This is a genomic window from Streptomyces sp. NPDC056503, assembly GCF_042794995.1.
GTDB lineage: Bacteria > Actinomycetota > Actinomycetes > Streptomycetales > Streptomycetaceae > Streptomyces.
This window is the reverse complement of record NZ_JBHTST010000190.1, coordinates 1-13,086: the sequence shown is the minus strand read 5'-3', so window position 1 is coordinate 13,086 and position 13,086 is coordinate 1. Positions and strand designations below refer to the sequence as shown.

General features: G+C 70.4%; 19 protein-coding genes and 1 tRNA gene. 15 read left to right on the top strand and 5 right to left on the bottom strand.

Going from position 1 to position 13,086, the window contains the following annotated elements; all coding sequences use genetic code 11:
• The first annotated feature begins 479 nt into the window (after window positions 1-479).
• Window positions 480-1,277 (top strand): nuclease-related domain-containing protein, encoded by a 798-nt coding sequence (locus ACFQ8C_RS34490; RefSeq protein ID WP_383465503.1) that lies wholly within the window; start codon window positions 480-482, stop codon window positions 1,275-1,277.
• Here the strand turns inward: ACFQ8C_RS34490 and ACFQ8C_RS34485 are convergent.
• Together ACFQ8C_RS34485 and ACFQ8C_RS34480 are read right to left on the bottom strand one after the other, a co-directional pair.
• On the bottom strand, window positions 1,250-1,933 hold the full coding sequence (locus tag ACFQ8C_RS34485) for a YdcF family protein (protein ID WP_383465501.1): 684 nt from the start codon (window positions 1,931-1,933) through the stop codon (window positions 1,250-1,252). The two genes, ACFQ8C_RS34490 and ACFQ8C_RS34485, sit on opposite strands and share 28 nt — an antisense overlap.
• Entirely contained in the window at window positions 1,930-2,724 is a 795-nt protein-coding gene (locus ACFQ8C_RS34480; RefSeq protein ID WP_383465499.1) for a GntR family transcriptional regulator, read from the bottom strand. Before ACFQ8C_RS34480 ends, ACFQ8C_RS34485 begins: the two co-directional genes overlap by 4 nt.
• 153 nt (window positions 2,725-2,877) lie before the next feature.
• Between ACFQ8C_RS34480 and ACFQ8C_RS34475 the strand changes: the two genes are divergently transcribed.
• The 13 genes from ACFQ8C_RS34475 (at window position 2,878) to ACFQ8C_RS34415 (ending at window position 10,030) form a co-directional block, all read left to right on the top strand.
• The gene (locus tag ACFQ8C_RS34475) at window positions 2,878-3,210 is read left to right on the top strand and encodes a hypothetical protein (RefSeq protein ID WP_383465497.1); all 333 of its coding nucleotides are present in this window, start codon (window positions 2,878-2,880) and stop codon (window positions 3,208-3,210) included.
• Window positions 3,211-3,212: 2 nt separating this feature from the next.
• Window positions 3,213-4,568: an FtsK/SpoIIIE domain-containing protein gene (locus ACFQ8C_RS34470; protein WP_383465495.1), complete on the top strand. Its 1,356-nt coding sequence runs from the start codon at window positions 3,213-3,215 to the stop codon at window positions 4,566-4,568.
• 78 nt (window positions 4,569-4,646) lie between these two features.
• On the top strand, window positions 4,647-5,330 hold the full coding sequence (locus ACFQ8C_RS34465; protein ID WP_383465493.1) for a DUF2637 domain-containing protein: 684 nt from the start codon (window positions 4,647-4,649) through the stop codon (window positions 5,328-5,330).
• A gap of 20 nt (window positions 5,331-5,350) precedes the next feature.
• A complete protein-coding gene (locus tag ACFQ8C_RS34460) occupies window positions 5,351-5,539 on the top strand; it encodes a mobile element transfer protein (RefSeq protein WP_383465491.1) in 189 nt (62 codons plus the stop codon).
• Window positions 5,540-5,558: 19 nt separating this feature from the next.
• Window positions 5,559-5,714: a hypothetical protein gene (locus tag ACFQ8C_RS34455; protein WP_190223725.1), complete on the top strand. Its 156-nt coding sequence runs from the start codon at window positions 5,559-5,561 to the stop codon at window positions 5,712-5,714.
• A 12-nt stretch (window positions 5,715-5,726) separates the two neighbouring features.
• Window positions 5,727-6,038: a SpdD-like protein gene (locus ACFQ8C_RS34450; protein ID WP_383465488.1), complete on the top strand. Its 312-nt coding sequence runs from the start codon at window positions 5,727-5,729 to the stop codon at window positions 6,036-6,038.
• A gap of 5 nt (window positions 6,039-6,043) precedes the next feature.
• Window positions 6,044-6,592: a GGDEF domain-containing protein gene (locus ACFQ8C_RS34445; RefSeq protein ID WP_383465487.1), complete on the top strand. Its 549-nt coding sequence runs from the start codon at window positions 6,044-6,046 to the stop codon at window positions 6,590-6,592.
• 90 nt (window positions 6,593-6,682) lie between these two features.
• Entirely contained in the window at window positions 6,683-6,865 is a 183-nt protein-coding gene (locus tag ACFQ8C_RS34440) for a hypothetical protein (protein WP_383465485.1), read from the top strand.
• A complete protein-coding gene (locus ACFQ8C_RS34435; protein WP_383465483.1) occupies window positions 6,862-7,113 on the top strand; it encodes a hypothetical protein in 252 nt (83 codons plus the stop codon). Before ACFQ8C_RS34440 ends, ACFQ8C_RS34435 begins: the two co-directional genes overlap by 4 nt.
• Window positions 7,106-7,291 carry a hypothetical protein gene (locus tag ACFQ8C_RS34430; RefSeq protein ID WP_383465481.1) on the top strand — a complete coding sequence of 62 codons (186 nt, stop codon included), beginning with the start codon at window positions 7,106-7,108 and terminating at the stop codon, window positions 7,289-7,291. Before ACFQ8C_RS34435 ends, ACFQ8C_RS34430 begins: the two co-directional genes overlap by 8 nt.
• A 4-nt stretch (window positions 7,292-7,295) precedes the next feature.
• Window positions 7,296-8,699, top strand: coding sequence for a replication initiator protein RepSA (gene repSA / locus ACFQ8C_RS34425; protein ID WP_383465479.1), 1,404 nt, complete (start codon window positions 7,296-7,298; stop codon window positions 8,697-8,699).
• 9 nt (window positions 8,700-8,708) lie between these two features.
• A complete protein-coding gene (locus ACFQ8C_RS34420) occupies window positions 8,709-8,873 on the top strand; it encodes a helix-turn-helix domain-containing protein (RefSeq protein WP_383465505.1) in 165 nt (54 codons plus the stop codon).
• On the top strand, window positions 8,873-10,030 hold the full coding sequence (locus tag ACFQ8C_RS34415; RefSeq protein WP_383465477.1) for a tyrosine-type recombinase/integrase: 1,158 nt from the start codon (window positions 8,873-8,875) through the stop codon (window positions 10,028-10,030). The genes ACFQ8C_RS34420 and ACFQ8C_RS34415 overlap by 1 nt, the downstream gene beginning before the upstream one ends.
• 230 nt (window positions 10,031-10,260) lie before the next feature.
• On the opposite strand, the gene ACFQ8C_RS34410 is transcribed toward ACFQ8C_RS34415, so the two are convergent.
• From ACFQ8C_RS34410 to ACFQ8C_RS34400, 3 genes are all read right to left on the bottom strand, one after another.
• Window positions 10,261-10,713: a hypothetical protein gene (locus ACFQ8C_RS34410; protein ID WP_383465475.1), complete on the bottom strand. Its 453-nt coding sequence runs from the start codon at window positions 10,711-10,713 to the stop codon at window positions 10,261-10,263.
• A gap of 144 nt (window positions 10,714-10,857) precedes the next feature.
• Window positions 10,858-10,933, bottom strand: a tRNA-Arg gene (locus ACFQ8C_RS34405).
• 124 nt (window positions 10,934-11,057) lie between these two features.
• Window positions 11,058-11,990, bottom strand: coding sequence for a ScbA/BarX family gamma-butyrolactone biosynthesis protein (locus ACFQ8C_RS34400; protein ID WP_383465473.1), 933 nt, complete (start codon window positions 11,988-11,990; stop codon window positions 11,058-11,060).
• 101 nt (window positions 11,991-12,091) lie between these two features.
• Between ACFQ8C_RS34400 and ACFQ8C_RS34395 the strand changes: the two genes are divergently transcribed.
• Window positions 12,092-12,838, top strand: coding sequence for a ScbR family autoregulator-binding transcription factor (locus ACFQ8C_RS34395; protein ID WP_383465471.1), 747 nt, complete (start codon window positions 12,092-12,094; stop codon window positions 12,836-12,838).
• Window positions 12,839-13,086 lie beyond the last annotated feature (248 nt).

The following is a 13,086-nucleotide window of genomic DNA, read 5'->3' as shown; positions in this document are numbered from 1 at the left end:
GGGAGTTCCCCACCGCTACACCCCACCGGCCGGCACCCGCCCGCGGGCCCCTCCCATCCCGGAGCCTGAGCGCCCCCGCCGGAGGCATGTCGGTGGCCTGAGGAACCGGCGGCCGTTGGGGCTCGGACTCATGCTTTGGGGCCTGTCCCGTCTTGCAGGGGCGGGCGTCGGCGCAGCGGGGGCGGAGCGGGCCGAAGGCAGGAGCGGCGCCCCGAGCGGAGCCGGGAAGGCCGCCCGGCGGAGCGGAGCGCAGCCGGGTGCTTGATGAGGTAGAGAAACCTGTAACAGGTCCCCCCGGAACAGGCGCTCTTGTGGGCAAAGTTGGCAGGTGCTGCCATAGGCGTGGGGAGCTGTTTGGCAGGGGGCGACGGATGAGTGGTCTCACGGTGAAGTCGTGGAAGCGGCATGGCAGGGATCGGCTGTACGTGAATCTCCCGAACGGGACTGCGGTCGCGTGGGCGGATCGTGCGACCAGAACCGTGACGATCAAGGTGAAGCAGTATCAGGAGGAAGCGCTGGTCCTGCTTCGGGCGCATCTTGGCGATGGGCTCACTGTCGACACGGCTGGTTCGGCTCCCTCGGCTTCGCCTGCCAGTCGTCCACAGCAGGCACCGCCCCCTCCAAGCCGTGCGGCGCGGCCGGCACCCCTCCCGCCTCTCACCCCCAGCGAAGATCTCGCCAGCAATCCTCCGGGGGCCCGGCTCATCGGGCTGATGGCTGAGCGGGGGCTGTCCACGGTGCATCGACTCCGCTGGAAACTGCTGCGCCAGTCGTCGGAGTGGGACAGCTTCTACACCGGGCTGGAAGGGGAACAGAAGGTCGGTCGCGAGCTCGCTCGGTTATCCCGTTTCGGCTGGCACGTGCTGCACGGGATCCAGAAGAGCAACGGTGGCGACATCGATCATCTGCTGATCGGGCCGGGCGGAGTCTTCACGATCAACACCAAGACGCATCGCGGCGCTGCCGTCTGGGTGGGGGACACCATGGTCAAGGTCAACGGGGGTCCGCCTCGCCCGTACGCTGCCGCGAGCAAGACCGAGGCGGACTTCGTTCGGCGATCCCTTCAGCGGTACTGCGACTTCGACGTGTCAGTCGAACCCGTGCTGGTCTTCGTGGGTGCGGAGTCCCTGCATCGGGCGGACCCTCAGAGCGCGGTCCGCGTCTACCAGGAGCGTGAGATAGCCGCACTGGGGCCCCTCACTGGGAGCCTCACCGCCGAACAGGTCGAGGCCGTGTACGCGGTGGCTCGTCACCGTCGGGTCTGGCTGAGGGGCTGACCCTGATCGTCGCGGAGAAGGCGGCTGGTGAACCCGGCGTCGCGCAGACGCTCGTACGCCGCGGTCACCTCTGCCGGTACCGGCAGACTGATCATGAACCCCTGCTCCGGATAGACGAGGAGCCGCTGTAGGGCTCCTACCAGCATGTCGATCACCAAACGGGGGTCACCGATCGAGCTGACGTAGTCCTGGAGCGTCATCGGGCTTGAAGCGCTCACGATTTCGATCTCAGGCCACAACTTCTTGGCGGTGGCGTATGCCCGGCGCTCCTCGTACGGCTTGCTGATCAGCAGGACCGAGGTCACCTCGGTGCCGGCCTCGGAGAGCAGGTCCCGGGAGAATCGAATGTTCTCCCCGGTGTTCCGAGCGCGTGGTTCGACGAGCACGGCCGATGCCGGGACGCCGAGTTCAAGGGCCCGCTCGCGGTAGTGGACGGCTTCGCCGCGGGGCATCCGCTCCCGCGTCGTGGGGCTGGTGGCTCCGGTGAAGACGAGAAGAGGAACCAGGCCACGCCGGTACAGGTCGACTGCGGTGTCGGCTACGCCGAGGTCGTGGCTCCCGAGACCGATCGCCACCGAGCAGGGCCGGGGGGCGTGCCCCATCTGGTGGTACTCCCAGAGGAGTCGTGTATCGGCCCAGTCCTGCGTCGAGATCACTGCTGGCCCTCCTGGGGCTGTGCCGAGTCGGGGACCTTGAAGTCGTACTCCCAAGCGAAGCGCGAAGCCGCGTGTACCCCGATCGCGAACTCGACCACTGTGCCAGCGGCCGTGTACGTCGTGCGGTGGAGTTCGACCACGGGTTCGCCAGGGGGAAGCTGAAGCATCCGTGCTTCCTCCGCCGTCGGGGTGCGGGCGAACAGGGATTCCTTCATGTGATCGATCTCGTATCCCGCGTCGTAAAGGACGCGGAACCCGCCGCCCCTGCCTGCCGGTCCAGGAGTCGGGTCGACCAAGCGAGTGCCTTCGACATGCTCGGGGCGGTAGTAGCTGGTCAGCGAATGAGTCGGCTGGTCGCCTTCCTTGACGAGCCGGGCCCGCGCGTAGACCGGTGCGCCCGGCTCCAGGCCGTGGGCGGACGCCACCACTGGCGGTGCCTCGACAAGGCTGACGGTCTGAGTCTGCTCGTTCCGGCGGTACGCCCGACCTGAGGCGACGCGATCCGCGATGAAGGCGACCTCGTCACCGTCACGCCACTTGGCCTTGTCGTACCGGGCGATGCCGAGCCGCTTGAGCGGTACCTGTTCACGGACGACGGTTCCGTGCCCTCGGGAAGAGGTGACCAGCCCCTCGGCTTCCAGTGCCTTGTAGGCGGCGTGAACCGTGACCTTGGAGCCCTCTCCCGCCTCGACCAAGTCTCTGATCTGCGGCAACCGCTGACCGGGCTCGTACTCACCCCTCCGGATCTGCTCAGCCAGCTTGTCTGCCAGCTCCCGCCACTTGGGCGCCATCTCGAACCCCTTTCAACGGGAACCAGTCAAACACAGTCCTAGGACTGTTGACAGTCCTAGGACTACGAGCCACTATCTACTCAAGCGCTCGCAGTCCTAGGACAGCGAGTATCGGTTGTCCTCTTCGGGCTGCCCAACAACGTAGGAGTGCTGATGCCGTCCTTCAAGATCGACCTTTCTAGCGCTGTCGTGTTCGTCGCGACCGCTCCCACGCCGAAGCTCGTGAGCAAGCAGACCGGTGAGAGGGCGGTGGACCGGGAGACCGGGGCCGGGCTCTCGACGGTGGGCCTGCTGATCTCGGACGAGGGGGAGGGCAACCTCTACCAGGTGACGGTCCCGGAGACCGGTCTCCCCGACGGGCTGATGCCGGGCATGCCGGTGACGGTCATCGGGCTCAAGGCCCGGGACTGGGAGAACACGTTCAACGGCCAGACCCGCCACGGCATCTCCTTCCGCGCCGTCGCGGTCACCCCGATGGGCGCCTGACCATGGCTGACGTCTCGACCTTATGGGAGGTCGGCCTCCCGCTCGCCACAACCGCCGGCGGCCTCGGATACGCCAAGGTCCGAGCGCCCCGGGTGTTCTGGTCGCTGATCGGTCTGCCGGTCACGCGGGTGCGGTTCGCGGTGAACTACCACGCGACGATGGACGTGTGCGGGCTGACGGTCCAGCCGTCCCGTCTGCGGGCGTTCATGGTCCGCAACGTCGCCCGCCGCTCCGAGGTGCAGCCCGTTCCGCCGAAGGTCCGCCGCGTGCGGGGCACTTCGACGGGCATGCGGGTCACCCTGCGGCTCCCGGCCGGTCTGGAGCCCGCCGACGTGATGGCGGCCTCCGAGCGTCTGCGGCACGCCTGGGGCGTCCACTCCGTCCACGTCGTGGAGACCAAGCCCGGCTTCGTGGAACTGCGGATGACCGGCTACGACGTTCTGCGCCGGGTCCGGATGCCGCGCTCCCGGCGTTTGTCGGGGCCGATGGCGGTGCCGGTGGCGCTCCGCGAGGACGGGTCGGCGTTCGTACGGGACTACCTGAAGGTCCCGCACGCGCTGACCCTCGGCGCGAACCAGTCCGGCAAGTCCATGTACCAGCGCAACCTCATCGCCCAGCTCGCCCGCCTCGATGTGGCCCTGGTCGGCATCGACTGCAAGCGGGGTGTGGAACAGCGCGGCTACGCGCCCCGCCTGTCGGGGTTCGCCACCACCCCCGAGGAAGCGTCCGGCCTGCTGGATGCCCTGGTGGGGGAGATGGAAGCCCGCTTCGACCTGCTGAGCTTCGCCGGGGTCGCCGACATCTGGGCCCTGCCCGAGACTGCACGTCCGGTCCCGGTCGTGGTCCTGGTGGACGAGGTCGCGGAGCTGTTCCTCGTCGCGGGGAAGAAGGACGAGGAACGCCGGGACCGGATGGTCATGCAGATGATCCGGCTCGGGCAGATGGCCCGCGCGGCCGGCATCTACCTGGAGGTGTGTGGGCAGCGCTTCGGCTCCGACCTCGGACGCGGCGCCACCACCCTGCGGGCCCAGCTCACCGGCCGGGTCGTGCACCGGGTCAACGACAAGCAGACCGCCGACATGGGACTGGGTGACATCGCCCCGGACGCGGTCGTGGCCGTGACCGCCATCCCGCCGGACCGGCCCGGCGTCGCGGTGGCCGGTGACACCTCCGGCGGCTGGACCCGCATCCGCACCCCCGAACTGTCCGCCACCGAAGTCGCCGACATCTGCACCCAGCACGCCGACCTCACGCCGGACCTTCCCGCCCTCGCCGTCTACCGCCCGGTCCTCCCGGACGACACCAGCGCCGACCCGGCGTCGGTCCCGCTGGTGAAGCCGAACCCGGCCACCGCGTAACCCCCTGCCCCACCTCGGTCGGCGTGACCGTCTCACGCCAGGTCCCTACCCGACCCATGCCCGAAAGGAGGCGGCCGAGTGTTCCGCCCCTTCCGCCTCGACGCCGTCCTGATCCAGGCCGTCATCGCCGGGGCCCTGTCCTTCGCCCACCTGCACGACCTGGCCGAAGCGGCCGGGCAGGACGGATGGAAGGCGTGGGCCTACCCGGTCTCCGTGGACCTCCTCCTGGTCGCCGCCTGGCGCCGGATGCGCACCGACAGCGGCAACCGGGACGCCTGGCTCTGGTTCGCCATCGCCCTGATCGCGTCCCTCGGCGCCAACGTCGCCACCGCCGGACTCCTCGACATGAACAACGTCCCGGCCTGGCTGCGGATCCTCGTCGCCGGATGGCCCGCCATCGCCTTCCTCGGCGGCACCCTCCTCGCCCACACCCACCCTGGCCCCGAACCCACCCACACCCCGGAACCGGTCGCCGAAGTAACGGTGGAACGGGCCCCGGAACCGGCTCCCGAACTCCCGCCGGCCGAACCCGAACCGGTGGAGACCCAGCCGGAACCCGCCGCGCAGGAAGAACAGCCCGAACCCGCACCCGCACCCGTGGTGCCTGCTGTGGTGGTGCCGCCTGCGCTGATGGCTCATGCCCAGAAGATCGCGGACGCGCACCGGGCCCAGACCGGCCGGCCGATCGACGCGGAAACCCTCCGCACCCGCCACGGCATGCCCCCGGCCCTCGCCGACTCCATCGCCCTCCAGCTCGCCTGACCCAGGAAGGAGCAAGACCCGTGCGACCCAACCGCTTCCACAACGTCATCAAGACCGGCCCGGTACAGGTCGGCACCCACCGCGACGGCCGCGGCCGGACCAAACACACCGCCGTGTGCACGGCCCCCGGCTGCGACTTCTCCGCCGACTACAACACCCGCGCCGCCGCCGAACTGGCCGCCCGCACCCACCGCTGCCAGCCCCGCTGAACCCGAAGGAGCCCGTCCCGTGGACGTCCCGCTCTGGCTCGCCCTGATCGTCATCGGCGGCCTCGGAATCAAGCTCATCCGCCCGCCCTGGTGGCTCGTCGCCGCCCTCCTCCTCGGCGGCTACCTCCTCGCCGACAGCCTCCTCACCCCGCTCATCGACCCCATCGCCAAGTAGGGAGACCCCGCCATGCTCCAGCCCCGCATCCCGGTCAACCCGCTCCCGCCCGGCCACCCCATCCCCACGGCCCGAACCGAACCGGTCACCACCCCGGCCGTGGTCCCGGCCGCCGCCCCCGTCCCGTCCACCACGCCCCGGGCCTCGGTCCAGCTCACCCCGGGCAGCGCGGTCGCCCTCGCCGCCGGCGGCGGCGCCGTCGTCCTGGTCGTCGGAGCCGTCCTCGTCTCCATGCTCCTCGCCGTCGCCATCAGCGCCGCGTCGATCGCCGTCGTCGCGGTCGTCCTCCGGCTCCTGGTCCGCGACATGCAGAAGGGCCGGTAGCGCTCATGGACACGCAGACGATCGCCGCCGCGGGCTTACCGGCCCTGGGCTGGGCCCTGCACGGCGGACTGCTCTGGCGCCGCCTGACCACCGCCCGACGCGACCCCCTCACCGGCCTGCACACCCGCGCCGGATGGACCACCCGCGCCGACCACCTCCTGAGCAAGCACCCCAGTGCGCTCGTGGTCCTGGTCGACCTGGACGACTTCAAGGCCATCAACGACACCCACGGCCACGCCGCCGGCGACACCGTCCTCACCGCGACCGCCGACAGGCTCACCGCCTGGTGCGGCCGGAACGGCATCGCCGCCCGCCTCGGCGGAGACGAGTTCGCCGCCATCGTCACCGACCCCGCCCGCACCCCCGGCCTCGCCGCACTCCGGACCGCGCTGGACACCCCCGTCACCCACCGCGGGCACGTCCTGCCGGTCTCGGCCTCGGTCGGGCACTGCCACCGAGACCAGCTGCCGGTCCCGGTCCTGACCGACGCCCTCTCGGCCGCCGACGCGTCGATGTACGCGGTCAAGGGCCACGGCAGACGCAACACCCGCTAAGCGGCCCCCGGGGCGGCTCTCTCGCCAAAGAACCGCCGCCCCGGGCGCCTTCACCCTTCCCAGATCCACCGGACCCGAAAGGGAAACCCCATGATGCCCCAGCCCCCGACCACCCGCGTCTGCTCCCACTGCGACGGCTTCCCCATCGTCCACATCACCACCGGCACCACCACCCAGGACGGCCAGCGCCACACCCTCGCCGCCACCTGCCCCGCCTGCAAGGGCACCGGCACCCGCGTCACCTCCGCCGCGCTTGCCCGCTCCGGGCGGTGACCCAGATGGACAACATCTCGGTCACCAGCCACCTCAAGGTGGACACCCGGACCCGCGTCACCGCCTTCCCCGGCCGCGCCCGCCCCTTCGTCAGCCTCCGCATCGAGGGCGACGCCGTCGAGATCGCGCTTCTCTGCTCCCTCGGGTCGGCCGATGCCCTGCGAACCCTCGCGACCGCCGCGTCCGAGGCGGCCGCCACGCTCGACGCCCTGACCGCCGATGCAGCGGAGGGGGTTGGCCATGAGTGACCTGGCCCCGACCTCATCCCGCCCCGGTCTGCACGTCAGCAAGCCGTCCTCGTCCGCGCCGGCCACCGCGTCCGCCGTCTGCCACTGCGGCGCCACCGCCACCGCCAAGGGAGACACACAGGTCAGCGCCCTGGTCGCCGGATGGAACGCCAACCACGGCCCCGCCCACAAGGAGTAAGCACGTGATCGACTCCGCCACCGCGGCGGGCCTGGACCCGGCCACCCTGAGCGACCTGCTCCGGATGGCTGGGTCCTCCGGCTTCGACCGCCTCACCGAACAGATCCGCCGCACCGGCGGCTGCACCGCCCCCATCCGGCTCACCGGCGGCACCAAGCTCCTCGACCCCGCCACCCGCACCGTGATCCACGCCTACACCACCGACGCCGAACCCGGCGGCGTCCTGCGCGTCGCCTGCGGCAACCGACGGGCCTCCCGCTGCCCGGCCTGCGCCTGGACCTACGCCGGAGACACCTACCACCTCATCCGCGCCGGGCTCACCGGCGATCCCGACAAGGGCACCCCGGAGACCATCCGTGACCACCCCCGGGTCTTCGCCACCCTCACCGCCCCGTCCTTCGGCCCCGTCCACAACCGCCCCGGCGCCCGCCCCTGCCGCTGCGGAACCCAGCACCCCGAGGACGCGCCCGAACTGGGCACCCCGCTCGACCCGGTCACCTACGACTACGCGGGCGCCGTCCTCTGGAACAACCACGCCTCCGAACTGTGGCGCTACTTCACGATCTACCTCCGCCGCGAGATCGCCGCCCGCGCCGGCCTCACGCAGAAAGCCGCCCGCGAACAGTCCCGCGTCTCCTTCGGCAAGGTCGCCGAGTACCAGAAACGCGGCGCCGTCCACTTCCACGCCGTCATCCGCTTCGACGGCCCCGACGGACCGCACACCCCACCCCCGGCCTGGGCCACCCTCGACCTCCTCACCGACGCCATCCACGCAGCCGCCGCCCGCGCCCGCGTCACCATCGACGCAGCCCCCGCCCACGGCATCGCCCAGGACCTCACGCTGACCTGGGGCACTCAGCTCGACGTGCAGCCCATCGGCGCCTTCGGCCAGGGTGAGGAGCTGTCCGAACAGGCCGTCGCCGCCTACGTCGCGAAGTACGCCACCAAAGCCGCCGAGACCACCGGCTCCGTCGACCACCCGGTCGGCAACAAGGAAGCCCTGATCCTCCTCGACGTCCCGGACCACCCCCGGCGGCTGATGGAAGCCTGCATGGACCTCGACGCCGCCTACCCGGACCGCCGCCTGAGGGCCTGGGCCCACATGCTCGGCTTCCGCGGCCACTTCTCCACCAAGTCCCGCGTCTACTCCACCACCCTCGGCGCCTTACGCCAGGTCCGCGCCGACTACCGAGCCGCCCAGCAACGCACCGCCCTCGGCCTGCCCGACCCCGATGAACACCCGGAGTCCACCCTCCTCGTCGTCGCCCACTGGACCTACGCCGGCCACGGCCCCACCCCCGGCGAGTCCTGGCTCGCCGCCAACATCCGCCGCGACATCCAGCACAACCGCGAACACGCCCGAGAGATCAGAGCCGAACTAGAGCTGATGGAAGGAGAGTTGGCGTGATCGCTACTACTGACCGTGCCCGAGGTCATGGCACGACTCAAGCTCGGACGTTCCACCGTTTATGACCTCATCCGCTCCCGCCGCCTGGTCTCCATCACCATCGGCCGATCGCGCCGTGTTCCCGCTGACGCCGTCCGGGACTTCATCGCCAACCGAATTGAGGAGTCCGTCTGATGGCCACCCAGCGCAAGCGCAACCCGAACGGCGCCGGCACCATCACCAAGAGGACGGACGGACGTTTTCAAGCCGCCGTCTACGTCCTCCAGCCGGACGGCACCCGCGCCCGGAAGTTCGCCTACGGCAAGACTTGGGCTGAGTGCGACGTCAAGCGACGTGCGCTCCTCGAAGCGGTCGACAACGGCGTCCCCGTGCCGACCCGCTCGGCGAAGCTTTCCGAGTGGCTGCCGTACTGGCTCGACAACGTCGTGAAGCCGCGCCGCAAGCTCAGCACGTACGACAAGTACGAGGCGCACGTCCGCCTCTACCTTGCCCCGGGGATCGGCTCCAAGCGGCTGGAGTCCCTGAGTGTGGCCGACGTCCGGCGCTTCCTCGTCCAGCTGGAGAAGAAGACCACCGCCGCCACCGCCAAGGAGTCCCACCGCGTCCTGCGGACCGCCCTCACCGCCGCCTGCCGCGAGGAACTGATCTCGCGCAACGTGGCCTCCCTCGTCGAGCCGCCCCGGCCGAAGGCGCGCGAGCTGAGCCCGTGGTCCCTGGACGAGACGCTCGACTTCCTCGTCGCCTCCCGCCGGGACCCGCTGTACGCGGCCTTCGTCCTCGCCATCGCCATGGGGCTGCGGCGGGGCGAGCTGGTCGGGCTGCGCTGGGCGGACGTCGACCTCGACAAGCGCGTCCTCTACGTCCGCCAGCAGACTCAGCGCCGCCGAGGGGTTCTGTACGACGACGATCCCAAGGGCCGTCGCCGGAGGACCGTGCCTCTGCCCGCCATGTGCATCGCGCCCCTGCGGTGGCACCGGATGCGGCAGAACGATCAGCGGGCCAAGGCGGGGGAGAGGTGGGAGGAGGGCGGCTACGTCTTCACCACCGCCAGCGGTCGGCCCGTCGAGCCGCGGAACGTGTACCGGTCCTTCACCCGCGTCGCCGCCTCGGCCGGCCTCCGCGTGATCCGGCTGCACGACGCCCGGCACGGTACGGCGACCCTGCTCACCGCCGCCGGCGTCGCGCCCCGCGTCGTGATGGAGATCCTCGGGCACAGCCAGATCAGCATCACGATGGACGTGTACACGCACGTCGTCCAGGACACCCAGCGCGAGGCGATCAGTCACATGGACCGGCTGCTCAAGCGGAAGCGGCCTGATCGCCAACGTTGACGTGGCGCTTCATGGCGAGACCCTCAACCACCCTCGGTTGGGGGTCTTCGCGGCATTCCCGGCGCCTCTCCCCTGGTCAGGGCGTTGCGCGTCTGGCGGGGGAGCCCCGACGGGGCGGCGCTCTCCTCCCTGATTGCGGAGTCAACCGACCGTGGGGTGACCGCTGAGCAGCCCCTCAAGTAGAAGCGGGCCTGGGACCGCCCCGACTCCATGTTCAGCGCGGGGTCGAGTCAGTGGAACCAGGCGACGAGACGGACGTTCTCCGCGCCGTGAACTTCGCTGAGGATGCGCATGACGCTCCAGACGCGGCCCCAGTCGGTGTCGGTCCCTGCGGCCGATGCGCGGCTTCGTGTGCCGGAGGCGTTCGTCTCCTGCCAGTCGGTGGCGGACAGCTCGGCCCAGGTCACCCATGTCGTCCCGTACACGGAGTCGGGGCCGCCGCAGCCGGCGAACTCACGGCGCAGCCCTGCCGACGTGTCGTCCGGGAAGCCACGGTCCTCAGCAAGCGGACGGAAGCCGAAGGAGTTGCGGATTCCGAAGAGGCACGCGAGGCCGTCGTAAGCGTTGCCCCTGTTCAGCAGGAAGAGGTCGATGCCCGCTTCCCAGACGGTGTCCTCATCGTCCAGGCCCCACAGACGGGCCCCTGGTCGGCACTCGATCATTCCGCTGACATCCGTCGACATGGCGCGATCCTGCCCGCCAGGCCCGGGGGCCGGCACCCGCATTTCGCTCCGCGCGCTCGCGGCGGTCCTCGGCCGACCGCCGCCGTTGATGTCAGCCGTAGATGTCAAAGACCCCCTACCAAGATCGGTAGGGGGTCTTCGCACTGGTGCCCCCGGCAGGATTCGAACCTGCGACACCCGCTTTAGGAGAGCGGTGCTCTATCCCCTGAGCTACGGAGGCGCGACCGGCCGCTGACAGCCTAGCGGATGGGGGGTGGTGGGGTCGCCCCGGTTGCCGCATGGGTGGCGGGTGGTGGGTCGCGCCTGGTGGGGTGGGGAGGGCGGGTGCCGCGGTCGGGTAGGGGTTACCGTCGGTTCGGAGTCAGGGTCGCCGCGGCGGTGAAGGAGACGTGGTCGTTCTGCGTGGCCTGGACCTCGACCGTGCGGGCGGGGGTGGGGAGGGTGGTGATGTAGCAGGGGGCGTCGAGTTCGATGTAGCGGTGGAACGTGGTGTGGAGGCTCGTGAGGACCGCGGCGGGGTGGCCGTCCGGGGTGGTGTGGTGGGCGGCCTGGCGGGCGGCCTCTATGAGGAGCATGCCGGGGGCGTGGTCGACGGGGTGGTCGAAGAGCACGGGGTGCGTCGTGTCGATGCGCAGCTGGGTCCGGTGGGGGGCCGGGGTGGGCGCCAGGACGACGTCGGTGCGCCGGTCGCGGTCGACGTGGTGGGGCGGCAGGGGGGAGGGCGCGGGGAGGGCGGTGGAGAGGGCGCGGGCCGTGTCGGCGTAGGGCCCGCGGAGCCGCTGGTAGAGGTGGGGCGGCTGGTTGGTGTACGCGGCCTGCGCGGTACCGAGGGGGGCGCCGTCGCGGGTGAGTTCGACGTTCATCGTCAGGCCGTGCAGGCGGCCGGCGCGGCGGACGACGTCGGTGCACCTGACGTGCATGTCGACCTCGGCCGGCGTGCCGCCGACGGCGAGGGCGTCGGGGTCGAGCGTGAAGGAGAAGGTGTTCCAGATCTGGCGGTGGCCGAAGGGCACGTCGTAGGCGACGTGACTCAGCAGCGGGACGGCCTGACGGACGCTCTCGGCGAGGAGCAGCGGGTCGTGACGGCCGTCGACGGGCGCGTAGAACGCGTGGGTGCGGGGCCACTGGGCGGTGACGGTGAAGGTGTCGGGACCTTCGGTCTTCCAGCCGGTGAGAAGGACTTCGGAGTGCGCGCTCTTGTGCACGTACTCCCTCGGTAACGCGCTGCTCAGACCCGCGCGGTTCGCGGTGGCGGTGTGATCGACGTATGGAGTCATCGGAATCCCCCAGGTGTCGTGCGCAGTGGATGGCCCTGACTGGGCACACGCCCTAAAATAAAGGATGTTCGTTTTTTTTGTCGAGAGAGAGGAGCGGTGCTGTGTCAGATCGGAACCGGCAGCGGACGCCGCAACTACGAGCGGTGCAGACCAGGGCGGTGATCCTGCGCGCGGCGGCCGAGGTGTTCGACGAGTTCGGGTTCAGCGGCGCGAGCATCAGCAAGATCATGAAACGGGCGGGGGTCACCCAGGGAGGGATGTACTTCCACTTCGGCTCGAAGGAGGAACTGGCCTACTCGGTGATGGTCAGTCAGGGAGAGGGGCTGGTCTTCCCGAAGGGCGAGGACGGGCTCCAGCGGCTGATCGACATCACCCTCTACCTGGCCGCCGAGCTGCGGCGCAACCCGCTGCTGCGGGCCGGCGTGCGACTAGCCGTCGAGCAGGGCGAGTTCGGGCTGCGCGACGACGTGGCGTACCAGGCCTGGGTGTTGGAGTTCCGACAGCAACTGCGTTTCGCCCGGGCCAGGGGGGAACTGCTGCCCGGTCTGGACGACGAGGACTTCGCCTGGGTGCTCGTGAGCTCGTTCACCGGTGCGCAGCTGTTCTCGCAGGTGTCGTCCGAGCGGCGCGACCTTCCCGAGCGGGTCGTCTCCCTGTGGCGTTATCTGCTGCCCGCGGTGGCCGTGCCCGAGGTGCTGGCCGAGCTGCGGTTCGACCTTCCGGAGGTCGACGACGTGGAGGGTGCGGACGACGTGGAGGGTGTGGACGACGCGGACGATGCGGGCGGGGAGGGGGACGGGGGCGGCGTCGCGGGCGGCGACGCCCAGGGGGTGAACGGGGTGGAGTGACACCGCGAAGTGCCATAGCCGTCGCGTGATGCGGCGGCCTGCGGACGGGTGGGATGGAGCGCGGGTAGCGTCCGGCGGCGTCCCTCCCCTCCGCTGTGAAGGAGTTCGAAGTGTCGAAGGTGTTGTCCCCGGGCCTGCCCGTCTCGTTGTCGGAGATCGTGAAGGCGTACGACGTTCGCGGGGTGGTCCCGGACCAGTGGGACGAGGAGCTCGCGGAGCTGTTCGGTGCCGCTTTCGTCCGGGTGACG

Bases quoted from the DNA above. Each gene is read 5' to 3' on its own strand.
- ACFQ8C_RS34440 (WP_383465485.1), top strand. From the start codon at position 6,683: ATGATGCCCCAGCCCCCGACCACCCGCGTCTGCTCCCACTGCGACGGC.
- ACFQ8C_RS34400 (WP_383465473.1), bottom strand. From the start codon at position 11,990: ATGACTCCATACGTCGATCACACCGCCACCGCGAACCGCGCGGGTCTG.
- ACFQ8C_RS34430 (WP_383465481.1), top strand. From the start codon at position 7,106: ATGAGTGACCTGGCCCCGACCTCATCCCGCCCCGGTCTGCACGTCAGC.
- ACFQ8C_RS34450 (WP_383465488.1), top strand. From the start codon at position 5,727: ATGCTCCAGCCCCGCATCCCGGTCAACCCGCTCCCGCCCGGCCACCCC.
- ACFQ8C_RS34445 (WP_383465487.1), top strand. From the start codon at position 6,044: ATGGACACGCAGACGATCGCCGCCGCGGGCTTACCGGCCCTGGGCTGG.
- ACFQ8C_RS34475 (WP_383465497.1), top strand. From the start codon at position 2,878: ATGCCGTCCTTCAAGATCGACCTTTCTAGCGCTGTCGTGTTCGTCGCG.
- ACFQ8C_RS34480 (WP_383465499.1), bottom strand. From the start codon at position 2,724: ATGGCGCCCAAGTGGCGGGAGCTGGCAGACAAGCTGGCTGAGCAGATC.
- ACFQ8C_RS34415 (WP_383465477.1), top strand. From the start codon at position 8,873: ATGGCCACCCAGCGCAAGCGCAACCCGAACGGCGCCGGCACCATCACC.
- ACFQ8C_RS34410 (WP_383465475.1), bottom strand. From the start codon at position 10,713: ATGTCGACGGATGTCAGCGGAATGATCGAGTGCCGACCAGGGGCCCGT.
- ACFQ8C_RS34470 (WP_383465495.1), top strand. From the start codon at position 3,213: ATGGCTGACGTCTCGACCTTATGGGAGGTCGGCCTCCCGCTCGCCACA.